Here is a 20,194-nt window from a genome sequence, read left to right as displayed (position 1 = left end):
GCGCGCCGCCGTGCGCCGAGCACTGTCCGTCCTGATCGCGGTCGCGACGCTGGTCGCGGTCGCCACACCGAGCCTCCCGTCCGCCCTGTCCCAGGCGACGTCCGCCGTCACCGCGACGTCCGTCGCACCACGTGGCGGTGCCGCCGCTCCGCCGCACCAGAACCCGATCACCGCGTCGACGAGCGCGGACGGCCGGCACTTCGTCCAGGGCGGGACGTGGACCGCCGACCTCGGCGACGCGCCGCGGATCGGGCTGATCTCGCTCGGCGGGTCCGGGTTCACGAGCACGTTCGACGACCTCCGGGTGAGCACGGTCGCGCGCTGAGGGGGTTCGCAGGTCGGGGCGTGGGCCTCCCGCACCGGGTGCGGGGGGCCTAGGGTCGCGGTGTGGGGAACAACAACGCACCGGGTCGGCGACGCGGCGGACTCATCGGCATCCTCGTGGTCGGGGGCTACCTCGTGCTGCGCTTCGGCTTCCTGGCGTGGCGCGAGCACGAGGACGGCATGTCGACCGGAGCGGTGGCCGGGACGCTCGCGCTCTACGCGGTCGGGATCTTCGCGCTCCTCGAGATCGTCCTCGCGTTCCAGAACGCCACCGTGCGTCGGCGCGAGGCCGCACTGGCGCAGCTGCACCCCGGTGCGCACCTGGCACCCGTGCTGCTGAAGAAGGACCTCGCGACGGAGATCCGCCGGACCGCGGCGATGCTCGGCACGGACCTCACCGGGGACGTGCCCCGGCGCGGGTCGGCGACGCTCGTCGCGGACCACAACGGCATCGGGCTGTACGCCGGCGGGAGCACCCCGCGGCTGCTGCTCGGGATCCCGCGGGCCGTGGTCCGTTCGGTCGGCAACGGGGAGACCACGGCGGCCGGTCGGTACGCGTTCGGAAAGGTCGACGCACTCCGGGTGGTCGTCGACAACGGGCAGTGGACGGCGATCGACCTGCCGCTGTACCGGACGGTGATCGGGTTCCCGAAGCACCTGCGCGGCGACGAACTGACCGAGCGGGTACGCGCCGTGGCCGTGGCCGCCGGCGTCCGCGAGGACACCGCGCAGCAGGACTGGATGCGCTGAACGAGCACCCGGAACGGGTGAGGCGCGCAGGAGGCCGGTCGGGGACCATCGCCCCATGACGGAACTGACATCGTGGCGCCCGGGCGCCGCACGGACGACGATCGAGGACTTCATCGCGCGGGCGACGAGCGGGCCGGACGCGCTCGACCCGGCGGACCGCATCGCGGTGTTCGACAACGACGGAACCCTGTGGACGGAGAAGCCGGTCCCGACACAGCTGCAGTGGCTCGTCGCGCAGTGGGCCGACGCCGCGCGCGACGACCCGGAACTCGCCGGGACCCAGCCGTACGCAGCAGCCCTCGCCGGGGATCTGCGGTGGATCGGGAACGCCGTGGATGCGCACGCCGCCGGGGACGACACCGACCTGCGCCTGCTGCTCGGCGCGGTCGTGCACGTGACCGCGGGCATGAGCGTCGACCGGTACGGCGAACTGGTCGCGGACTTCTACGCCACCGCCGAGCACCCGGTGCTGCGCACCCCGTACTCGGCGACCGTGTACCAGCCGATGGTCGAACTCATCGCGGTGCTCCGGAGCCACGGGTTCGCCTGTTACGTGGTGTCGGCCGGCGAGCGGGACTTCATGCGGCCGATGACCGAGGTGAACTACGACATCCCGGCGGAGCGCGTGGTCGGGTCGGCGATGGGCCTCGAGTACGTGGACGGGGAAGTGCGGTACGTCGACGCGCTCGCGTTCTTCGACGACGGTCCGGAGAAACCGGTCCGGATCTGGAGCCGCATCGGTCGACGTCCGGCCGTGGCGGTGGGGAACTCGGACGGCGACCGGGAGATGCTCGAGTACACGCTGCCCGGTGCCGCCGGACTGCGTCTGCTGGTCCACCACGACGACACGACGGGCCGGGGTGACGAGCCCTACGACCGCGGCGCGGAGGCGATGCTCGCCGAGGCCGCCGACCGCGACGTGACGGTCGTGAGCGTCCGCGACGACTGGGACACCGTGTTCCCGGCCTGAGTGCCGTCCTGAGCGCCGTCCTGAGCGGAGTTCGCCGGTGCGGATCCCGGTGGGGCGGTCCCCGGCGTCAGAAGCGCCCGAGTCCGTCGCCGACGAGCACCGCGCCGACGAGGAACAGGACGACGAGCGTCACCGCCCGCGAGTTCCGGCCCGACCAGGCTCGGATCTCCTCGAGCCGTCCGCGGGCGGAGTCGCCGCCCACCACGGCGAAGACGATCGGCCCGATGACCGTTCCCGCGGTGAGCACCGCGCTCACGGCGAGGAGCGCCACGGCGGGTCCCGGCGCGACGTCCGCCGGCGCGAGGACGATCCCCACACCGGCAGCGAGCAGCAGGGCCTTCGGCCGGACCGCGAGCACCGCGCCGACGGCGAACGCGATGCCCGGTCGCACGGTGCCGAGCGCCGCGGACAGGACGGTGCTCATCCGGCTCGGCTCGGTCCGCGCGGGGCGGGAGCACAGCACGGCGCCGGCCAGGACGGCCCCGCCGCCGAGCACCAGCTCGAACACGCCGAGGGTCGGGTCCTTGCCGAGGTGGAGGTCGGGCACGAGGACCGTCGAGAACAGTGCGGTCGCGACGAGAGTGGCCACGAAGACCGTCGCCACGTACCCGAGGGCGAAGAGGATCGCGGGGCCGAGTCGTCGCGCGCCGAGCAGGAGTGTCAGGACGCCGGCGATCGGGACGGAGCTCAGCGCACCCGCGATCGCGAGTGGCAGCACCTGACCGATCGCGGCGAGCATGGGCCGACGTCAGATCCTGGTGAAGTCGCCAGGGGTCCAGCTGCGCTCGAAGTACGGCTCGAGGGGCCCGTACAGACGCAGGTACGAGAACCAGTGCTGACCGGGGATCGTCTGCACCCAGTTGGACTCCCGGCCGGCCGGCGCTTCGGGGCCGAAGTGCAGGACGACCGAGCCGTCGGACTCGACCACGAGGTCCGCGTCACGACTGCCGCGGTCCCCGCGCTGCTGGGCGTTGTCGATGAGGCACCGGCTCGCCACGTCGTAGACGGTGACGGACCAGAAGAGCGCCGCGGGGACGTCGGGCGGAACGGTCAGGGTGTACGCGGCGCCGCCGTCGAGCCACGCTCCCTCGGCGTCGACGTAGGCGCCCAGGTACGCCTGGCCCTTCCCCGGGGTGGTGCTCTTCATCGCCGAGGAGAAGCTGACGGCCTCGTAGAACCACGACGCCCGCTCGAGCAGTTCGTCGTACCAGGGACCGCGCTGGTCGGAGCGCGACAGGACGACGGCGGTGTCCCACCGGCGATCCGGCCAGTACCGCGCGCCCGGGAAGCGCTTCGCGAACGTGTTGGCCTGCGCCATCCGTTCGCCGTCGGACGTCGCGCGCTCGAGGACGGCGCGGAGCCGGTCGTCGGGCGCGAAGGGCTCGCCCGGTGAGATCCCCAGCTGCCGCATCATCGCGAGGAAGAACCGGTCGCGTTCGTCGACCACCTCGGACTGGTAGACGGCGTGCAGCGACTCCCAGTACCCCAGTCCGCGCGGTTGGTCTCCGGACCACGGACGTCCTGCGGGCGAGACGAGTCTCGTGACCGGCGGGTCGTCGTGCTGGGACAGCGGGTGGACGCGCACCGCACCGGCCAACGCGGCGCCTCGGGCTGGGTCGGGATCGAGGGTGCGGAACCCGAACATGATGTTGACCCCGGTCGAGTGCACGACGTTCCAGGAGTCGTCGTGTGGCGGGACGCCCTGGCCGGGTCCGACGACGAGGGTCGTGCCACCGTGACCGGCGTCCGGGCCCATCTCGCCGAGGACAGCCACCTCGCGTTGCCAGAAGTCGGAGATCCCGCCGGCGGTCGGCCCGGGTGGCAGTTCGATCACGAGCGGACCGGTCGCCGACAGGTCGAAGAAGTTCAGGATGTACGGGGTGGTCGCGTTCGCGGTGATGATCCCGAGCCGGTCGCGGTACGAGACGTAGCGCACCAGATCGTGGTCCGATGCCCCGAAGACGTCTCGGTGCACCGCACTCCAGTGCGCGTACGACACGATCGGCAACGCCCAGAGGTAGGTGAGGCACGCAAGCTGGTGGTCGAGGTCGTCGAAGAGGCCGGGGATCGCTGCCATCGGCGGCAGGTCCGGTGTGCTGACCGTCGTCTCGTGATCGCTCATGGCGCCACTGTCGCGCTGCCGGTACGGGGCCGCATCACCCGGGCCGGGTGAGTGCCCGGCACGCCTGGAATCACCCGCTTGGGGTGGTCCTCCGGGTGTCCGGTCCCGGATAGACCTGGGCCCATCAACTCAGGGAGGGATCCGTCATGGACTTCTGGACCACATTCTGGGCGATCGTCTGGTACGCGTTCCTCGCGTTCACGTTCGTCGCCGCGCTGATGGCGCTGTTCTCCGTCATCGCCGACCTCTTCAGGGACCGCGAGCTCAACGGGTGGTGGAAGGCCGTCTGGGTCCTCTTCCTCGTCTTCGTACCGTTCCTCACGGTGTTCGTCTACCTGATCGCGCGTGGTCGCGGCATGGCGGAACGGAGTGCCGCGGCGACGCAGCGCAACCAGGAAGCCGCAGAGGGCTACATCCGTCGTGTCGCCGGCAGCTCGCCGTCGGACGAGATCGCGAAGGCCCAGGCACTGCTCGACGCCGGCACCATCACGCCGGCCGAGTTCGACGCGATCAAGGCGCACGCACTCGGTGCCGCGCGTCCGTCGGCACACGCGGCGGCGTGACACCGTGACCACCACCTTCGCGTACGGACCGGCCGAGGTCTTCGTCGCCGCGTACCGCGGTGACCTGCCGGACACCGCGGTGCTCGGTGCACTGACCGACCTCATCGCATCGGACACCGTGCGACTGCTCGACCTCCTCCTCATCACGAAGGCGGAGGACGGGTCCGTCCGGGTCCGTGAGATCGACGACGTCACACCGGTCGCGATCCCGGGCTCCTCGGGGCCGGTCGAGCTCGAGGCCCGCGGGCTCGCCGCGAACGACGACATCGACGAGGTCGCGGAATCGCTGGAGCCCGGCACGTCGGCGGCCATCGTCGTCATCGAACAGCTCTGGGCGAAGGCCCTCGCCGAGCGGTTCACCGACAGCGGGAGCCACCTGCTGTGGAGCACACGCGTTCCGGCACCAGCACTCAACGAGCTCGCCGCAGCGGCGCACATCGGCTAGGAGACCCCATGTTGTACCGACGATTCGGCAGACCAGGACTCCTCGGGCTCGCCGCCCGGACCGCGGTCGTCGCGGGGACCGCGTCCGCGGTCGGCGGCGCGATGCGGAACCGCCAGCAGCGGGCCGCGGACGAACGCGCCTCGGCCGACGCGTGGGACGCCGAGCAGACCGTGCCGATGGCGCCACCGGCTCCCGCGCAGGCCCCACCGGCCCCACCGGTCGCGCCGGCGCCCGCCGAGCCGGACCTGATGACCGAACTGGAACGACTCGGCCAGCTCAAGCAGCAGGGGTTGCTCAGCGACGACGAGTTCGCCGCCGCGAAGCAGCGACTGATCAGCGGCTGACGACCCCTCGAGACCAGACACCAGACACCAGACACCACAGGAGGACATCCCATGGCAACGACGACCACCGCAAGCGACTCGACAGTCGGCGTCTTCGCGTCGAGCGACGAAGCGCTCGGCGCCGCGAAGGCCCTCAAGGACGCCGGGTACGGCGACGACGTCGTCTCGATCGTCGGGAAGGGCGTGAAGGACGACAAGAAGGTGCACGGTTGGATCCCGGTCGGGAACGAAGCAGGGACCTTCGGCGGCTGGGGCGCCCTCTGGGGAGCGTTGACCGGGTGGCTCCTCCTCGGGTTCGTCTGGTTGCCCGGCATCGGCTGGGTCGCCGCCGCCGGGTGGCTCGCGAGCACGCTCGTCGGCGCCGGCATCGGCGCAGGACTCGGCGCGCTCATCGGCCTGGCAGTCCCCGAGGAGGAGATCCCGCAGTACGAGGACGACCTCAAGGCCGACCGCTACCTCGTGGTCGTCCACGGCGACGCCGCGACCGTGGACGAAGCACACCGCATCATCGACGCCGCCGGTCCGGTGCGCGTCAACCGCTACACCAAGTGATGACCGCCAACAACCGAAGGAAACGACCATGGCAGACCTCATCGTGATCTCGTTCGAGGACGACAAGAACGCCGTCGCCGCGTACGAGGAAGTGCAACAGCTCCAGAGCGACCTCGTCGTCGAGCTCGCGGGCCTCGCGCTCGTCCACGTCGACGACAAGGGCAAGACGCACGTGGAGACCCCGGGACCGGCGGGCAACGTCGGCGCCGGAGCCGCCGGCGGTGCCCTGTTCGGCACCCTCCTCGGGCTCCTGTTCTTCGTGCCGTTCTTCGGACTGGTCATCGGCGGCGCGCTCGGCGCGCTGTTCGCCGGCCTCGACAAGACCGGCCTGAACGCGGAGTTCCGCGACCGTGTGAAGTCCGCCGTCGCAGACGGACGATCGGCAGTCGTGATCTACGCGACGAAGATCACCGAGGACAAGTTCGGCGAGGCGCTGTCGCGCTTCAACGGGACCATCGTGCAGACCTCGCTCTCCGCCACGGACGAGCACGAGCTCGCGCACGACATGACCGGCGCTCGCTGAGCCAGGGAGGGCCGGACCATGGGTGCGCTCATCCTCGGACTCATCGCACCGGCCCTCGGGATCCTGCTCAGCCCGCTCGCGATCATGGCGCTCGTCGCCGAGCTGCTGTCACGGCGGTACCGGGCGAACGGGATCGCCTTCGCCACCGGCTGGCTGCTCGCGACGGTCGTCGTCACCGGGGTCGCCGTGGCGGTCTTCACCGCGATCGACTTCCACCCCCGCACCGACGCTCCGCTCTGGGCGGGCGTGGTCCGCCTGGTCATCGCGGTCGTCCTGATCCTCACCGCCGTCTGGGTCTTCCGTCGCGGCGGGAAGGACCTGCAGAAGATGTCGGAGGCGTCCACGCCCGAACAGGTGGCGGCCGCGACCCCGCAGTTGCCCGGGTGGCTGCAGAAGGTCAGCGAGTTCTCGCCGGGACGTTCCCTGGCGCTCGGCTTCGGGATCTTCGCGGTGAACCCCGTCGATGCGTCGTGCGCGATCATCGCCGGCATCGACGTCGCCGGCGCTCCGGTCACCTTCGGCGCTGGCGCCGCGGTGGCCGTCGGGTTCGTCGTCGTCGCGGTCGTCCCGATCGTCGTCCCGGTCTGCTTCGTCCTCGCCCGCGGCGACGCGGCTGCACCACTGCTCGAAGGACTGCGGACCTGGATCGCGGGGCACACGAACGTGCTGAACGCCGCGCTCATCCTCGTCATCGGTGCCCTGCAGCTGCAGAAGGCCGTCTCTGCCCTGATCTCCTGACAGTGCCCCGAGAGGAACGCAGCATGACCACCATCGAGGACGAACTCGCCGCACTCCGAGCCGAGAACGCGACGCTCCGCGACCGGCTCGGGCAGCAGGAGACCCCTCGTCGACGCGGATGGGGATGGGCGATCCCGTCCGCCGCCCTGATCATCATCGGTGCGGTGCTCGCCCCGGTCGCGGTGATCACGACGTGGGCACAGCGGGAGGTGACCTCGACGGACGCGTTCGTCGCCACGTTCGGCCCGCTCGCGCGGGACCGTGCGGTGCAGACCTTCATCGCGAGCAGGACCGTCGACGTCATCGACGAGCGGCTCGACGTCGCCGGCCTCACCGGGACGGTCTTCGACGGGATCGCGCAGCTCGACCTCCCCCCGCGCGCCAAGAGCGCGTTGACGGCGCTCGAGGGACCGGCGACCGCCGGCATCCAGGACCTCATCAGCAGCACCGTCGACCGGTTCGTCGCCTCCGACCAGTTCGCGACGATGTGGAACGGGCTCCTCCGGACCGGGCACACCCAGTTGGTCGCGTCGCTCAGCGGCGATCGCAAGGCGGCGGTCGCGATCGGCGAGGACGGATCGATCGGCGTCCAGCTCGGCCCGGTGGTCGCCGAGGTGAAACAGCGCCTCGTCGACCGCGGGCTGACGTTCGCCGCCCGGATCCCGGCCGTCGACCGCACGATCGTCATCGCGACGTCCGACGCCGCGGTTCGCGCCCAGACGGCCTACACCCTCGTCCAGGTCACCGCGGCGTGGCTCCCGTGGCTCGTCGTCGCGTGCATCGGGATCGGCGTGGTGATGGCCAGGCGACGCGCCAGGGCCCTGACGCTCGGGGCGGTCGGCGTCGCCCTCGCGATGCTCGCCACGCTCGCGGCCCTCGGCGTGGGACGGGTCCTGGCCGTCCGGGCGTTGGCACCGGACCTGATGCCGCGGAACGCGGCCAGGGCGATCTACGACAGCGTTTCCGCGTTCGCACTGAGTGCTGCGGTCGCGGGCACGGTCCTCGCCCTGGCGGTCGCGGTGGTCGCGTGGTTCGGCGGGTCGACGGTCTCCGCGCAGTGGCTGCGACGCGGGTTCGGGAGCGGGGCGACGACGCTCCGCGCCTGGGCCGAGTCCCACGGGGTCAGCACCGGGCGGGTCGGCGTGGAGCTGTACCGCGCGCGGGTGCTCCTCCGCACGCTCGTCGCGCTCGGGGCGGCGGCGATCATCCTGCTCCACCGGCCGCTCCAGCCGGCCCTCATCGTGTGGACCCTGGTCGGTGCCCTCGTGGTGGTCGCCGTCCTCGAGCTGGTCGCCCGACCGCCGGAGGTCGGGGCCGGCACCGTGTCCACCGTCGGAACCGAAGGGAGCTGAGCGCCGTGCCGTTCTGGAAGCACCGATCCCGTCCCGCGGGACCCCCGGCGAGCACGAGCGACGACACCACGGAGCGCGCGCCGGGGGCGGGTCGGGGTCTCCGCATCATGGTCGGCCTCGCGGCGGCGGTCGTCATCGCCGTCGGCACCGCCCGGTTCGCGGGGATCATCAGCCCGACCGTGCTGGCCCTCGTCGTGACGATCTGCGTCCAGCCAGCCCGCGTCTTCCTCGAACGACTCGGGCTCGCGCGGAGCCTCGCGTCGGCGGTCGTCATCGTCGTGATCCTGGTCCTGCTCGTCGGGTTCTCCCTGGCACTCGTGGTCTCCGTCGCCCAGTTCGCGACGCTGTTCCCGAAGTACGCGGACCAGATCCACGCCTTCGAGGAGCAGCTCGGGCACTGGCTGACCTCGCTCGGCGTCGGACAGCAGCAGGTGCAGACGCTCCTGGCCGGGTTCGACCCAGGCAAGGTCGTCGGTGCGGTGTCGGGCCTGGTCGGCAGCGTCTTCGGGCTGGGGGTCAGCCTGGTCGTCGTCCTCGCGCTCATCGTCTTCATGACGCTCGACGCCGGGTGGGGACGACTCATCGCCGATCGGCTGCGCCCCGCCCGTCCCCGTCTCGTCGAGGCGCTGGCCGGCTTCACGGTGAGCGTGCGGCGGTACATGGTCGTGACAGCCGTGCTCGGCGCGGCGGTCGCCGCCCTCGACGCGCTGGCCCTGGTGCTCCTCGGGGTCCCGGGAGCAGCGCTGTGGGGACTCCTCGCCTTCATCACGGGGTTCATCCCGAACATCGGGTACTGGATCGGGATCATCCCCCCGGTGATCCTCGCGTTGCTCGCCAACGGGTGGCAGAACGCGATCGTGGTGATCGTCGTCTACGCGGTGATCAACGGCGTGATCCAGTCCGGGCTGCAGCCGCACATCGTGGGGTCAGCCGTCTCCCTCAACCAGACGATCGCGTTCCTCTCGGTCGTGTTCTGGTCGGCAGTCCTCGGGCCGATGGGTGCGATCCTCGCGATCCCGCTGACCCTGCTGGTCCGTGCGGTCCTCGTCGACGCCAACCCGGACGCGCGGTGGATCCGCCCCGCGCTCGGGGACGTCACGGGACTCGGCCCGCCCTCGCGGCGTGCGGCCAGACGAGCGACGGGCAACGCCCGCACGACGACGAAGGGCACACCGTGAACACCGCATCCCTCATCGGCGGACTCCTGCCCCAGGCGGTCACGATCGCCATCAGTCCGCTCCCGATCATCGCCGCGATCCTGATGCTCCTCTCGCCCCGCGCGAGGACGGTGGCCACGGCGTTCCTGGTCGGCTGGGTGGCCGGCATCGCGATCGCCGTCATCGTCGTCACGCTGCTGTCCTCGTCGATCCCCGCCGCGGACCCGGACGCGTCGAAGCCGGTGGCGGGGATCGTGGAGCTGGTCCTGGGCGTCCTGCTGGTGCTCCTCGCGGTCCACCAGTGGCGGGGCCGACCGGCGCCGGGCACCACCGCGGCGCCGCCGAAGTGGATGGCGGCGATCGACTCGATGACCCCGGGCCGGGCTGCGGGGCTCGCGTTCCTGCTCGCCGCGGTGAACCCGAAGAACCTGATGATGGCGGTCGCCGCCGGCGTCTCGGTCGGGACCAGCGGCGCCGACGCGGCCCCGACCGTCTGGGCGCTCGTCGTCTTCATCGTGATCGCGTCGCTGAGCATCGCGGTGCCGGTCGTCGTGTTCCTGGTCGCCGGTGAACGGGTCGCCGGTGCCCTCGGCACCCTCCGGGACTGGCTCACCGCGAACAACGCGACGATCATGGCCGTCCTGCTCCTGGTGATCGGCGTGACGACCATCGGCAAGGGGATCGGGGCCTTCTGATGCGCATCCTCCCGGGACTCGACCGGCACTCGTGGCGCACCGAGGCCCTCTCCGGCATTACGCTCGCCGCGATCGCCATCCCGCTCAACATCGGGTACGCGCAGATCGCGGGCCTGCCGCCCACCGCCGGGCTCTACTCCCTCATCGTGCCGGGGGTGCTCTTCGCGTTGCTGGCATCGAGTCGTCAGCTCGTCGCCTCGCCGGACGCGGCCGCCGCGGCGCTCGTCGGGTCCTCGCTCGCGGGACTCGCGACCGCCGGCAGCGCGTCCTACGTGCAGCTCGCGCTGGCGCAGGCGCTCGTCGGGGCGGTCGTGTTCGCCCTCTGCGCGGTGCTGAAGCTCGGGTTCCTCGCGAACTTCCTGTCCGCGCCGATCCTGGTGGGGTTCGTCGGCGGCCTGGCGCTCGACATCCTGCTCAGCCAGGTGGCGAAGATGCTCGGCGTCAAGGTCGACAGCGGTGACGAGTTCATCCCACGGCTCGGTGAGCTGTTCGCCGGGCTCGGCACGGTGAACGTGTGGTCGGTGTGCCTCGCCGCGGGGTCAGTGGTCATCCTCATCGTGGGCCGACGTTTCCGCGCGGTGCCCTGGGCGCTCGTCGTGCTCGTCGTGACGACCCTCGTCCTGGTCGTGTTCCGCCTCGACGACGCCGGCGTGTCGGTGCTCGGGAACGTCCCGGCCGGACCGCCGACGTTCACGTGGCCACAGATCTCCTGGCACCAGTGGGTCCAGGTGCTCCCCAGTGCCGTCGCACTGACACTGGTCGCGATGGCCGAGGGGCTGCTCGTGGCCCGCCGCTACGCGGAGAAGCACGACCTGCCGGACGACGCGAACCGCGACCTCTTCGCGTTCGCGGCCGCCAACCTCGGTTCCGGGCTGACCGGCGGGTTCACGGTCGGGTCGTCGGCGTCCCGCACGGCGGCGATGGACCAGACCGGCTCACGCACACAGCTCCCGGCCCTCGTGGCGGCGGTGCTCACCCTCCTGGTGGTCTGCTTCGGGACCGCGCTGCTGCAGGACATCCCGTCGCCGGCCATCGGCGCGATCGTGGCGGTGGCCGTCGTCCCGCTGCTCGGCATCCGGGACTTCGCGCGCCTCTGGCGACTCCGCCGGTTCGAGTTCGCGATCGCCGCGGTCTGCTTCCTCGGCGCGCTGCTCCTCGGGCCGATCATCGGCGTCGTGATCGCGTTCGTGCTCTCGTTGATCAACGTGATCCGTTCCGCCGCCAACCCGCCCGTGGACGTCCTCGTGCCGGACGGGGAACCGGTCGACGTCTTCCGCGCAGCACGGGACGGGAGCGTCACGTCGGCACCGGGGGTCATCGTCCTCCGCTTCGCCGGACCCCTGTTCTTCGGCAACGCGCAGCTGTTCGCGAGCGCCGTGCGGTCGAGCGTGACGGCGGGGACGGCGGCGGGAGCGCACGCGATCGTGCTCGACTGTGGTGCCGTGACGGCGATCGACACCACGGCGGCCGACGTCGCCGCCGAGGCCTTCGCGTGGGCGCGCGAGAACGGCGTCGAGGTGGCGTTCAGCCGCGCGCGAGCGTCGACGAAGGCGGAGCTCGAACACTTCGACCTCGTGGGGGAGAGCCGGTTCTTCACGAGCAACCGCGCAGCGGTCGCCGCCCTCGGTCGCTGACGCCCCTCAGCGGAGTTGCCGGAGCTCGGCGATGTCGAGCCCGAGATCGGCGAGCCGCGCAAGGAGCCCGTGCAACTGGGTCTGGTCGTCGAGGTCGCCGACCAGCAGTGTCTCGGCCGGCCCGATCGGCAACAGCTCGAACTCCGGGAACGCCGCCGTCAGGGTCTCCGACAGCGTGTACGGCAGGCGGACCTCGTAGCGGCTCATCGTCACCCTCCAGCTCGTCGTGAGGCCACGATCATCCCGCCGGAGCGGGACTGCCCGGTTCCCCTGAACCGGGTGAGGTCCGGCGGATCAGAGCAGCCCGCGTCGACGCGCGGCGCTCACCGCCTCGGTGCGGCCGGTGGCCGAGAGCTTGCCGTAGATGCTCCGGAGGTGCGTCTTGATGGTGTTCACGCTGAGGTGGTGCTTCGCGGCGATCTCGGCGACCGTCTGGTGGGCCGGGAGCTCGAGCAGGAGCTCCTGCTCCTTCGGTGTGAGCGGGACCGTCGCGTCCGGGTGCTCCTGGCCGACGCCGATGCGTTCGTGCTCGGCGAGTGCGAGGACGTGGTCCGCGTACGGCTCGAGTGCGCCGTAGGAACCGCGGTGGCGGAACACGAGCTGTGCGCCGGCGCCGCGACACGCGAGGAACTCACGCGCGTAGCCGAACTCCTCGCTGACGTCGAGCGCACGCCGCACCCGCTCGGCGGACTCCGCGACGCGGCCGTGGATGCACGCGTGCGATGCGAGCGCCAGGTGCGCGTTGACGATGCTGCTCCCGGACCACGCCGCGTCGTCGCCGTCGAGCGCATCCACCACAGCGTGCTCGACGACGTGGTCGTTCCGGGTGCCGGCGAGGAGTCGGAGGGTGTTCAGCTCGAGGGAGTCGGGACCGAGGACGTCGGCGAGCACGCGGCGGATCTCCGTCGCGGCCGGCGCACCGTGCAGTGCGGCGGACCAGCTCTGCATGCGCACGGAGACAGCGGCGACGATCCGCGGGTGGTTCCGTCCGTCGAACCGCACGAGCTGCACCAGGCGGGCGAGCGCGTCACGTGGTGCCGGCGACGCGTCGAGCGTCGCCACGAGCAGCAGCGCCCGGACGTGGAAGAGGAGGCCGAGCTCACTGCCGACGGGATCGGCCGCGTCGATGCGGTGGAGCGCCGTGAAGGAGACCGGTTCGCACCGTGCGTAGGCGCGGGACGTGGAGACGAGCAGCGCTCGCGCGGTCGCACGGTTGTAGGGCGGGGTCGTGTCGAACGGGACCGCATCCACCTGCGCTTCGTACGCACTCGCGGTGCGCCAGTCACCGGACCGGACGGCGAGGGTCGCGGCGGTGTCGGTCGCCACCAGGAACACCCACGAGTACCCGGCTCGGGAGGCTGCACCCTGGATCGAGCGCAGGAGCTGCTCGGCGTCCGCACGGCGCCTCATGACGACGAGGCACCACGCGACCGCCGACCGCAGGAGCAGTGCGATGTCGAGCGACTCCACCGGCGCGCTGCGCATGAAGTCGCCCAGTTCACGCAGGCGGACCGACGCCGCGTCGGGATCCTCGATCAGGAACGAGCTCAGCGCGACGACCACGGGCCGCCAGCGGTCTGCCACCGCCGGTTCCGCAGCCGCGAGGAGAACCGAAGCCTCTACGAGGCGTTCCTCCGCGCCGATGCGGTCCGGGAAGGTGGGCGCGTCCATGCCGACGCGCAGGGTGAGGGTCGCCAGCGTGTCCTGGCCCGGCGGGAGCGCGCGGAGCGCGGTGCTCACGATCGCGGTCCTGCCCTGCATGAGGAGCGTTCCGCCGGAGTGTTCGATCTGGGTGCGGAGTGCGTCCGGGTCGCGGGCGAGGAGCGCCTGTTCCAGGGCCGTGACGTGATCACCGTGCGCTTCGTACCAGCTGGCGGCGGCGACGTGGTTCCGGACCGCGCCGCACTCCTCCCGCCGTCGGAACTCGGCGCGCATGTACCCGGCGAGGATCGGGTGGAAGCGGAACCCGTCGTGGTCGGGGCTCGCGCTGACGAGCACGTTCCGGGCGCTCAGACGGTGCAGGACGGCGCCGACGTCGGAGCGGCCGGTCAGCGTGACGGCGAGCGCCAGGGGGACGTCCGAGCCGACCGCCGCCCGCATCAGGATGTCGCGGTCATCCTCGTCGAGGGTGTCCAGCACCCGGACGACGAGGTAGTCGGCGACCTGGTGCTGGTCGCCGCCGAACCGGGCGACCGCCGCGGCCGGATCGGGCTGCTCGAGGAGGTACGGCATCGCGAGCGCCAGGCCGGCCGCCCACCCGCCGGTCCGTGCCGTGAGGGTCTCGGCGTCCTGGATCGGCAGCACCAGGCCGAACCGGAGCGCGAGCGCGAGCGTGTCCTCGACGTCGAACGCGAGGTCCCGGGTCGGGACGACCGACCGTCCGCCGGCGGCGTCGGTCACGGCTGCGAACCCGCTCGGCTCGTACCGGCCGGCGATGACGAAGCGGACCCCTGGGCCGCTCCGGGTGATCAGCCGGATCAGCGGCGGCACGCCGAGGCCGCCGAGCAGCCGGTCGACGTCGTCGACGAACAACCAGTCCTCGCCGATCGGTTCGTCGGCGAGGAGGTCCGTCGCGCCGAGCCATCGCACGGTCTCGCCGTCTGAGCGCACCCGGTCGGACCAGTTCGTGAGCGCGGTCGTCTTGCCGGCACCGGCCGGAGCCCACATCGTGAGCAGTCTGCGGTCCGATCGCCGGAAACGGTCGAGTTGGTCGAGCAGGCGCGGGCGTTCGAGCGGGCGACCTCCGGCGTGCTGCGCCGATGAGTCACCGTTCGGTGTGTCGTTCGCCCGGGCGGTGCTCCTGGTCTCGTTGAAGGCGTACATGTCGAGCCTTTCCCTGCAAAGGCGTGATGTGGTGCTCACGATAGGGGCAGAACAGCGGTTCTGCGAGAAAAGCTTGCTGTCGCGCAGGAACAATCACCCCATCCGGGTGACCTCGTCCTGTGCGGAGGGACGGAGAGTCTGATCATGGACACTCGGGTCGAGGTCGTCGATGTCGCGGGCGGTGCGTTCTTGATGGGATCGGACCGCTTCTACCCGGACGAGGGGCCGGTGCACCAGCGGACGGTCGCCGCATTCCGGATCGGGTCCCACCCGGCCACGAACGCAGAGTTCGCGGCATTCGTCGACGCCACCGGTTGGGTGACGGACGCGGAACGCCCGCTGTCGTCCGAGGATTTCCCGGGGCTCGCGCCGGACGAACGCCGAGCGGGGTCCCTGGTCTTCACACCGACGGCCGGACCGGTCGATCTCCGCGACTGGCGGGCCTGGTGGAGGTGGCAGGCCGGCGCCGACTGGCGGCACCCGCGCGGCCCGGAGTCCTCCGTCGGCGGCCTCGACGACCACCCGGTCGTCCAGGTGTCCCACGCCGACGCCGCGGCGTACGCCGCCTGGGTCGGCGGTCGGCTGCCGACCGAGGCGGAGTGGGAGTACGCCGCCAAGGCCGGTGGTGAACCGGACTGGCCCTTCGCCTGGGGGACCGACGCCCACCCCGGGGGCGCGACCATGGCGAACACCTGGCAGGGTGCGTTCCCGTACCGGAACACCGGCGCTGCCGGGTGGGTGGGGACCTCGCCGGTCGGCTCGTTCCCGCCCAACCCGCTCGGGATCGTCGACATGATCGGCAACGTCTGGGAGTGGACCGACACCCCGTACACCGCCCGGCACGAGCCGGGCACCGCGACCGGCGGGGAGCACTGCGGATGCGGTCCGGCCGACGCGCACCACGGCATGACTGCCGACGGCTCGGCTGCGGAACCCGCGATGCGGGTGCTCAAGGGCGGCTCGCACCTGTGCGCCCCCGAGTACTGCCTGCGCTACCGTCCTGCTGCACGTTCACCCCAGAGCGACGACTCCGCGGCGACGCACATCGGGTTCCGGGTGGCCTGGGACGCCTGACCGCCGTCAGGACACATCGCGGCGTGCACCCTGCGCTGCTTCCACGCTCGGGAAGACGCGGTGCTGTCCGACGAGCCCACGGAACCAGTTGCTCCGCGACGCCGTGTCCGCCGCAGGTCCGTCGAGTCCGACGAGGATCAGTGTGACGCCCCGCTGCTCGAGCTCCTGGTCCAGGTCCCTGAGCGCATCGAGGATCGTCACGGTCGCTGCGCGCATGCGGCTGAGGTCGAGCACGAGCGCGTCGACGCCGGCGGAGGACTCGGCGACCTCGATGGCAGCGTTCTCGTACCCGAGCACGTTCGCGGTGTAGACGTCTCCGTCGACTCGCGCACTCACTGAGCGACCGACGACCGCTCCCGGGACGAGGCGGACGCGCTGGAGCTCACGCAGGATCAGGACGTACGTCCCGAGGACCCCGACGAGCACCGCCCCGAGGAGTCCCGCGGTGAGACCGACGACCGCAGTGAGCACCGCGAGCCAGAAGTCCCGGCGACTGATCCGCGCCATCCGGCGCAGCTCGGCGATGTCGATGAGCCCGACGACCGCGGTGACGACCAGGGCTGCGAGCGTCGCGGTCGGCATCAGCGCGAGGACCGGCCCGAGGACGAGCGCGACGAGGACCGCGAGCGCCGCCGTGACCAGGGTCGACAGCTGTGAGCGCGCACCGGCACGCTGGTTGACGGCGCTCTGGGAGAACCCGCCGGCAGCGGGCAGCGACTGGGTCACGGAGCCGGCGAGGTTCGCGACCGCGGTCGCGAGCAGCTCCCGGTCGCTGTCGATCTGCGGCTCGCTCCGAGCCCGGATGCCCCGCGCGACGGCGGCCGACTCGAGGAAGGCCATCGTCGCGATCCCGAGCGCACCGGGGAGGAGGCCGGGAACGAGTGTCAGGTCCGGCACCGCCGGCATCGGGAGCCCGTTCGGGACCGCCGGGATCACCTCCACACCGACGTCGGTCAGGTGCAGGGCTGCTGACGCGATGATGCCCCCTGCGACGACGACGAGCGGAGCGGGAAAGTGCGGAGCGAACCGCCGGAGGAGCAACAGGACCGCGATCGACAGGACGGAGAGCACGACGGTCGGGCCGTTCGCACGCGGGACCGCCTCGACGACCGCGACCAGCGAGCGGATGAACCCCCGGCCGGTCGGGTCGTCCGTGAGTCCGAGGAGCTTCGGCAGCTGACCGACGGCCACCGTGGCGCCGACACCGATCTGCACGCCGGCGAGGGTCGCCTTGTTGATGTTCTCGACGAGGGAGCCGAGCGAGAGCAACCGGGCGAGGACCAGCACGACACCCACGATGAGTGTCAGTGTCGCGAGTGCGCGGGGTGCATCGTCGGCGTTCGCCGCGACGTCGGCGGCGACGAACGTGGTGGCGGTCAGCGTCGCGATGGTCGACGTGGTCGACACGCTCATCGCGCGCGATCCACCGAGGAGCGCGTAGACGACCATCGGCGCCATGCACGTGTAGAGCCCGACCTGCACCGGCAGGTCGGCGATGGTCGCGTACGCCATCGCCTGCGGGACGACGACCGCACCCGCGCTCAGGCCGGCGACGACGTCTCGGCCGAGCCAGGCGCGGTCGTAGCCACGCAGGGTGGGAGCGAACCACGCGCTGCGGACCGCTGTCCGCGTCGTCACCGCGTCGTCGCGGACTGCTTCGCCATGGGGTGCTCCTCGTGGTCGGTCTGCACGATGAGGCTCGCCGCCGTCGCCACCGTCGAGCACCCCCGAAACGGGTGAGATCGTCCGCCGTCGGGGCCGGGCTTCAGTCGATCGCGTCGACGAGGGCGGTCAGGAACCGCGGCGGGTCCGAGGAGACGGAGCAGGTGAACCCGGCGGCGCCGAGCGACGCAGCGACCGCCCGGACCACCGAGGACCGCGAGACCTCCCGGTCCTCGTACGAGGACCAGAAGCGGATGCTGATGTCCGCCCACGCCGGGGTGAGCGTGTGCAGGAAGATCTCCGGGTCCGTCGCGCCCCGGTGCTCGACGGAGGCGACGGCGGCGAGGACCGCGGGGCAGACCGCGTCGAGGTCCGGGCTGCCGTGGATGCGCGCGCGGACCTCGCTCCGGACGGCGCCCGTCTCGCTGGCGTTCCAGAGCGGGTGCTCGAGCAGCATCGTGTTCGGGATCCGGATCGTCTTGCCGTCGGACGTGCGCAGCAGCACGGCACGCCCGGTCAGCTCGATGATGCGGCCCTCGACCCCCTCGAGCTCGATCGAGTCCCCGATGTGCACGGGGCGGCGGGCCTGGATGACGAGTCCGGCACCGAAGTTCGCGGCGATGCCCCGGAGCGCCAGGAACGCGACGGCGGAGATGATGATCACGGCGGCGAGCACCGGTTGCAGGGGCGCACCGAGGACGGTGAGCACGATGCCGATCGTCAGCAGCATGATCCCGTACCGCGCCAACCGCGCGGCGAGGTTCGTGGAGCTCGGGCCGAGGCCACTCCACTTCGACAGCGCCGCCGCGACGCCCCGCCGCGCCCACCCGGACGCGAACCACCCCGCGACGAGCACCACGGCGGCCAGGATCACGTCCCAGACACCGAAGGACGAGTCCTTGAGCAGCCCGCTCACGAGATCCTGCATCGCGCCTCCCGGGTCCGTGGGACGGCAGGATACGGCTCGCCCGGGTGCGCCGGTTCCCCCGGAGCGGGTGAGAACACCGGCTGGCACTCGGTGGCGGGGTGGGGCGTCATCGGGCAGGATGTGGAGCAGCACCGGGTGGGCGGGAACGGGGAACTGATGACGGTCGTGTCGACGACATCCACGAGGGGGCGGCTCCTCGGCGCCGCAGCACTGACGATCGTGGCGCTCACGCTCGGCGGGTGTGCCACGACCAGCACCGCGATGCCGGCGGTCGCCACGGCCACGAACCCGGCACCGAGCGCCACGCCGAACAGCCCGACGAGCAGCCCGACGAGCAGCCCGACGAGCACCACGCCGACCAGCCCGACGAGCACCACGCCGACCAGCCCGTCGACCCCGGCGCCCGCCGCCGGCACCGTCGTCCTCGACACCGACCTGGCGTCCGCCGACGGCCGGGCATCGATCCACCTCCGCGTCGTCGCCACCGGCCAGGACGACTACGTCGTGCAGACCTCCGCCTACCGCTCCACGCTCGGCGAACCGCTCGCGGTCTTCTTCCGGCAGTTCGACGAGCAGGTGGGCGACACGATCAGCGAGGGCGTGAGCTTCGGCTACGACGCCTGGGGCGCGCCGGGGGAGACCGCCCAGGTGCCGGACGCACGGTTCCGACTGCAGGAGGCCGGGGACGACCCGAGCTTCCTGCGGACCGCGGTGCTGGTGAACCGACCCGAGACGTCGCCGTGGCAGGTGCTCGGCGTCAGCGAACTGCACTGGTCGACGCCGGACCGGCACCCGGACCTGCACGTCGTCGACACCGGCCCCCGGAGCGGTGCCACCGGCACGGTCGAGTCGGCGGGCGGTGTGCCGCGCTGGTACCACGTGGCGGCGGGCGACCGGCTGGCCGACGTCGCGACGCGGTTCGGCGTGACGGTGAGCGACCTGCACTACCTCAGCGCGCGACAGGCCCTCGGCCTGGCGTACGAGCTGCAGGCCGGCGAGACCCTGAACCTCGACCGCACGAAGCGCTGATCCCCGGGTCAGGCCGGGTGGTAGACGGCGATCGCGGGGCCGTCGCCGGCGTCGTGGGTCTGCCGGGTCGCCGCCCAGGTGCGGCCGTCGTGCTCGATGGTCGGCGGCAGGTCACCGCGGACCAGGATCCGGACCGCTGGACCGTCACCGTCGACGAGGTCCACGCCGTGCGAGTCGGGCTCGTCCGGGTTGCCACCGCCGGTCTCCTTCACGAAGTCGTTCATGCACCCGAGTCAACACGGACACGCCCGGTACCGGCTCCGAGTCGGCCCTCGGAGCGAACACGGGTATAGTCATCCGAGCGCGACCGACAGGTCACGCGATGCGGATGTGGCGCAGTGGTAGCGCATCACCTTGCCAAGGTGAGGGTCGCGAGTTCGAATCTCGTCATCCGCTCGGGAACCGCCGGCTCCACCCGGCCCCCTACGAAGCCCTGACCTCGGTCGGGGCATTCGTGGTTTCAGGGCGCCGTGGTTTCAGGGCCCCGTGGTTTCAGGGGTCGGATTCCC

22 protein-coding genes and 1 tRNA gene are annotated in these 20,194 nt (G+C 71.8%); 16 read left to right on the top strand and 7 right to left on the bottom strand.

Features of this window, described 5'->3' with window-relative positions; translation table 11 throughout:
• Nucleotides 1–10 precede the first annotated feature (10 nt).
• From EDF24_RS14165 to EDF24_RS14155, 3 genes are all read left to right on the top strand, one after another.
• The gene (locus tag EDF24_RS14165) at nt 11–325 is read left to right on the top strand and encodes a hypothetical protein (protein WP_148070900.1); all 315 of its coding nucleotides are present in this window, start codon (nt 11–13) and stop codon (nt 323–325) included.
• A gap of 62 nt (nt 326–387) precedes the next feature.
• A complete protein-coding gene (locus EDF24_RS14160; RefSeq protein ID WP_123653372.1) occupies nt 388–1,074 on the top strand; it encodes a hypothetical protein in 687 nt (228 codons plus the stop codon).
• A 55-nt stretch (nt 1,075–1,129) separates the two neighbouring features.
• Nucleotides 1,130–2,044 carry an HAD family phosphatase gene (locus EDF24_RS14155; protein WP_123703690.1) on the top strand — a complete coding sequence of 305 codons (915 nt, stop codon included), beginning with the start codon at nt 1,130–1,132 and terminating at the stop codon, nt 2,042–2,044.
• Between the two features lie 67 nt (nt 2,045–2,111).
• Here EDF24_RS14155 and EDF24_RS14150 read toward each other — a convergent pair whose 3' ends face one another.
• Together EDF24_RS14150 and EDF24_RS14145 are read right to left on the bottom strand one after the other, a co-directional pair.
• Nucleotides 2,112–2,783 (bottom strand): GAP family protein, encoded by a 672-nt coding sequence (locus EDF24_RS14150; protein WP_123653374.1) that lies wholly within the window; start codon nt 2,781–2,783, stop codon nt 2,112–2,114.
• 9 nt (nt 2,784–2,792) lie between these two features.
• Entirely contained in the window at nt 2,793–4,166 is a 1,374-nt protein-coding gene (locus tag EDF24_RS14145; protein ID WP_123703688.1) for a DUF1254 domain-containing protein, read from the bottom strand.
• Nucleotides 4,167–4,312: 146 nt separating this feature from the next.
• On the opposite strand from EDF24_RS14145, the gene EDF24_RS14140 reads away from it, so the two are divergent.
• The 10 genes from EDF24_RS14140 to EDF24_RS14100 are packed head-to-tail and all read left to right on the top strand — an operon-like array spanning nt 4,313 to nt 12,169.
• Nucleotides 4,313–4,729, top strand: a complete 417-nt coding sequence (locus tag EDF24_RS14140) for an SHOCT domain-containing protein (RefSeq protein ID WP_123703686.1) — start codon at nt 4,313–4,315, stop codon at nt 4,727–4,729.
• Nucleotides 4,730–4,733: 4 nt separating this feature from the next.
• A complete protein-coding gene (locus EDF24_RS14135) occupies nt 4,734–5,174 on the top strand; it encodes a DUF6325 family protein (protein WP_132049997.1) in 441 nt (146 codons plus the stop codon).
• An 8-nt stretch (nt 5,175–5,182) separates the two neighbouring features.
• Nucleotides 5,183–5,518: an SHOCT domain-containing protein gene (locus EDF24_RS14130; protein ID WP_123703682.1), complete on the top strand. Its 336-nt coding sequence runs from the start codon at nt 5,183–5,185 to the stop codon at nt 5,516–5,518.
• Nucleotides 5,519–5,569: 51 nt separating this feature from the next.
• Nucleotides 5,570–6,070, top strand: a complete 501-nt coding sequence (locus tag EDF24_RS14125) for a DUF1269 domain-containing protein (RefSeq protein ID WP_123653379.1) — start codon at nt 5,570–5,572, stop codon at nt 6,068–6,070.
• Nucleotides 6,071–6,098: 28 nt separating this feature from the next.
• Nucleotides 6,099–6,593, top strand: a complete 495-nt coding sequence (locus EDF24_RS14120; protein WP_123703680.1) for a DUF1269 domain-containing protein — start codon at nt 6,099–6,101, stop codon at nt 6,591–6,593.
• A gap of 18 nt (nt 6,594–6,611) precedes the next feature.
• On the top strand, nt 6,612–7,331 hold the full coding sequence (locus EDF24_RS14115; RefSeq protein WP_123653381.1) for a GAP family protein: 720 nt from the start codon (nt 6,612–6,614) through the stop codon (nt 7,329–7,331).
• Nucleotides 7,332–7,354: 23 nt separating this feature from the next.
• On the top strand, nt 7,355–8,683 hold the full coding sequence (locus tag EDF24_RS19255; RefSeq protein ID WP_165931541.1) for a hypothetical protein: 1,329 nt from the start codon (nt 7,355–7,357) through the stop codon (nt 8,681–8,683).
• 5 nt (nt 8,684–8,688) lie between these two features.
• The gene (locus EDF24_RS19250; protein WP_165931542.1) at nt 8,689–9,861 is read left to right on the top strand and encodes an AI-2E family transporter; all 1,173 of its coding nucleotides are present in this window, start codon (nt 8,689–8,691) and stop codon (nt 9,859–9,861) included.
• On the top strand, nt 9,858–10,535 hold the full coding sequence (locus tag EDF24_RS14105; protein ID WP_123703678.1) for a GAP family protein: 678 nt from the start codon (nt 9,858–9,860) through the stop codon (nt 10,533–10,535). Before EDF24_RS19250 ends, EDF24_RS14105 begins: the two co-directional genes overlap by 4 nt.
• On the top strand, nt 10,535–12,169 hold the full coding sequence (locus EDF24_RS14100) for a SulP family inorganic anion transporter (protein WP_123703676.1): 1,635 nt from the start codon (nt 10,535–10,537) through the stop codon (nt 12,167–12,169). Before EDF24_RS14105 ends, EDF24_RS14100 begins: the two co-directional genes overlap by 1 nt.
• 6 nt (nt 12,170–12,175) lie before the next feature.
• Here EDF24_RS14100 and EDF24_RS14095 read toward each other — a convergent pair whose 3' ends face one another.
• Both EDF24_RS14095 and EDF24_RS14090 read right to left on the bottom strand, forming a co-directional pair.
• Nucleotides 12,176–12,376 (bottom strand): hypothetical protein, encoded by a 201-nt coding sequence (locus tag EDF24_RS14095; protein ID WP_123653384.1) that lies wholly within the window; start codon nt 12,374–12,376, stop codon nt 12,176–12,178.
• An 87-nt stretch (nt 12,377–12,463) separates the two neighbouring features.
• Nucleotides 12,464–14,992, bottom strand: coding sequence for a LuxR C-terminal-related transcriptional regulator (locus EDF24_RS14090; protein ID WP_123703672.1), 2,529 nt, complete (start codon nt 14,990–14,992; stop codon nt 12,464–12,466).
• A 144-nt stretch (nt 14,993–15,136) separates the two neighbouring features.
• Between EDF24_RS14090 and EDF24_RS14085 the strand changes: the two genes are divergently transcribed.
• A complete protein-coding gene (locus tag EDF24_RS14085) occupies nt 15,137–16,066 on the top strand; it encodes an SUMF1/EgtB/PvdO family nonheme iron enzyme (protein ID WP_123703670.1) in 930 nt (309 codons plus the stop codon).
• Nucleotides 16,067–16,072: 6 nt separating this feature from the next.
• Here EDF24_RS14085 and EDF24_RS14080 read toward each other — a convergent pair whose 3' ends face one another.
• Entirely contained in the window at nt 16,073–17,704 is a 1,632-nt protein-coding gene (locus EDF24_RS14080) for a SulP family inorganic anion transporter (RefSeq protein WP_123703667.1), read from the bottom strand.
• A gap of 127 nt (nt 17,705–17,831) precedes the next feature.
• A complete protein-coding gene (locus EDF24_RS14075; RefSeq protein ID WP_123653388.1) occupies nt 17,832–18,656 on the bottom strand; it encodes a mechanosensitive ion channel family protein in 825 nt (274 codons plus the stop codon).
• A 156-nt stretch (nt 18,657–18,812) separates the two neighbouring features.
• Here EDF24_RS14075 and EDF24_RS14070 point away from each other — a divergent pair, with 156 nt between their 5' ends.
• Entirely contained in the window at nt 18,813–19,685 is an 873-nt protein-coding gene (locus EDF24_RS14070; protein WP_148070899.1) for a LysM peptidoglycan-binding domain-containing protein, read from the top strand.
• An 8-nt stretch (nt 19,686–19,693) separates the two neighbouring features.
• Here the strand turns inward: EDF24_RS14070 and EDF24_RS14065 are convergent, their stop codons facing one another.
• On the bottom strand, nt 19,694–19,909 hold the full coding sequence (locus tag EDF24_RS14065) for a hypothetical protein (protein ID WP_123653390.1): 216 nt from the start codon (nt 19,907–19,909) through the stop codon (nt 19,694–19,696).
• 100 nt (nt 19,910–20,009) lie between these two features.
• Between EDF24_RS14065 and EDF24_RS14060 the strand changes: the two genes are divergently transcribed.
• Nucleotides 20,010–20,081: transfer RNA gene (locus EDF24_RS14060), tRNA-Gly, on the top strand.
• The last annotated feature ends 113 nt before the right edge of the window (nt 20,082–20,194 follow it).

The sequence above is a fragment of the Curtobacterium sp. PhB130 genome (genome assembly GCF_003755165.1).
Taxonomy (GTDB): Bacteria; Actinomycetota; Actinomycetes; order Actinomycetales; family Microbacteriaceae; genus Curtobacterium.
The sequence above is the reverse complement of the archived record's forward strand: the minus strand, read 5'-3'. Positions and strand labels throughout refer to the sequence as shown.

Bases quoted from the DNA above. Each gene is read 5' to 3' on its own strand.
- EDF24_RS14155 (WP_123703690.1), top strand. From the start codon at position 1,130: ATGACGGAACTGACATCGTGGCGCCCGGGCGCCGCACGGACGACGATC.
- EDF24_RS14150 (WP_123653374.1), bottom strand. From the start codon at position 2,783: ATGCTCGCCGCGATCGGTCAGGTGCTGCCACTCGCGATCGCGGGTGCG.
- EDF24_RS14145 (WP_123703688.1), bottom strand. From the start codon at position 4,166: ATGAGCGATCACGAGACGACGGTCAGCACACCGGACCTGCCGCCGATG.
- EDF24_RS14140 (WP_123703686.1), top strand. From the start codon at position 4,313: ATGGACTTCTGGACCACATTCTGGGCGATCGTCTGGTACGCGTTCCTC.
- EDF24_RS14130 (WP_123703682.1), top strand. From the start codon at position 5,183: ATGTTGTACCGACGATTCGGCAGACCAGGACTCCTCGGGCTCGCCGCC.
- EDF24_RS14125 (WP_123653379.1), top strand. From the start codon at position 5,570: ATGGCAACGACGACCACCGCAAGCGACTCGACAGTCGGCGTCTTCGCG.
- EDF24_RS14120 (WP_123703680.1), top strand. From the start codon at position 6,099: ATGGCAGACCTCATCGTGATCTCGTTCGAGGACGACAAGAACGCCGTC.
- EDF24_RS14115 (WP_123653381.1), top strand. From the start codon at position 6,612: ATGGGTGCGCTCATCCTCGGACTCATCGCACCGGCCCTCGGGATCCTG.
- EDF24_RS19255 (WP_165931541.1), top strand. From the start codon at position 7,355: ATGACCACCATCGAGGACGAACTCGCCGCACTCCGAGCCGAGAACGCG.
- EDF24_RS14100 (WP_123703676.1), top strand. From the start codon at position 10,535: ATGCGCATCCTCCCGGGACTCGACCGGCACTCGTGGCGCACCGAGGCC.
- EDF24_RS14095 (WP_123653384.1), bottom strand. From the start codon at position 12,376: ATGAGCCGCTACGAGGTCCGCCTGCCGTACACGCTGTCGGAGACCCTG.
- EDF24_RS14090 (WP_123703672.1), bottom strand. From the start codon at position 14,992: ATGTACGCCTTCAACGAGACCAGGAGCACCGCCCGGGCGAACGACACA.
- EDF24_RS14085 (WP_123703670.1), top strand. From the start codon at position 15,137: ATGGACACTCGGGTCGAGGTCGTCGATGTCGCGGGCGGTGCGTTCTTG.
- EDF24_RS14075 (WP_123653388.1), bottom strand. From the start codon at position 18,656: ATGCAGGATCTCGTGAGCGGGCTGCTCAAGGACTCGTCCTTCGGTGTC.
- EDF24_RS14070 (WP_148070899.1), top strand. From the start codon at position 18,813: ATGACGGTCGTGTCGACGACATCCACGAGGGGGCGGCTCCTCGGCGCC.
- EDF24_RS14065 (WP_123653390.1), bottom strand. From the start codon at position 19,909: ATGAACGACTTCGTGAAGGAGACCGGCGGTGGCAACCCGGACGAGCCC.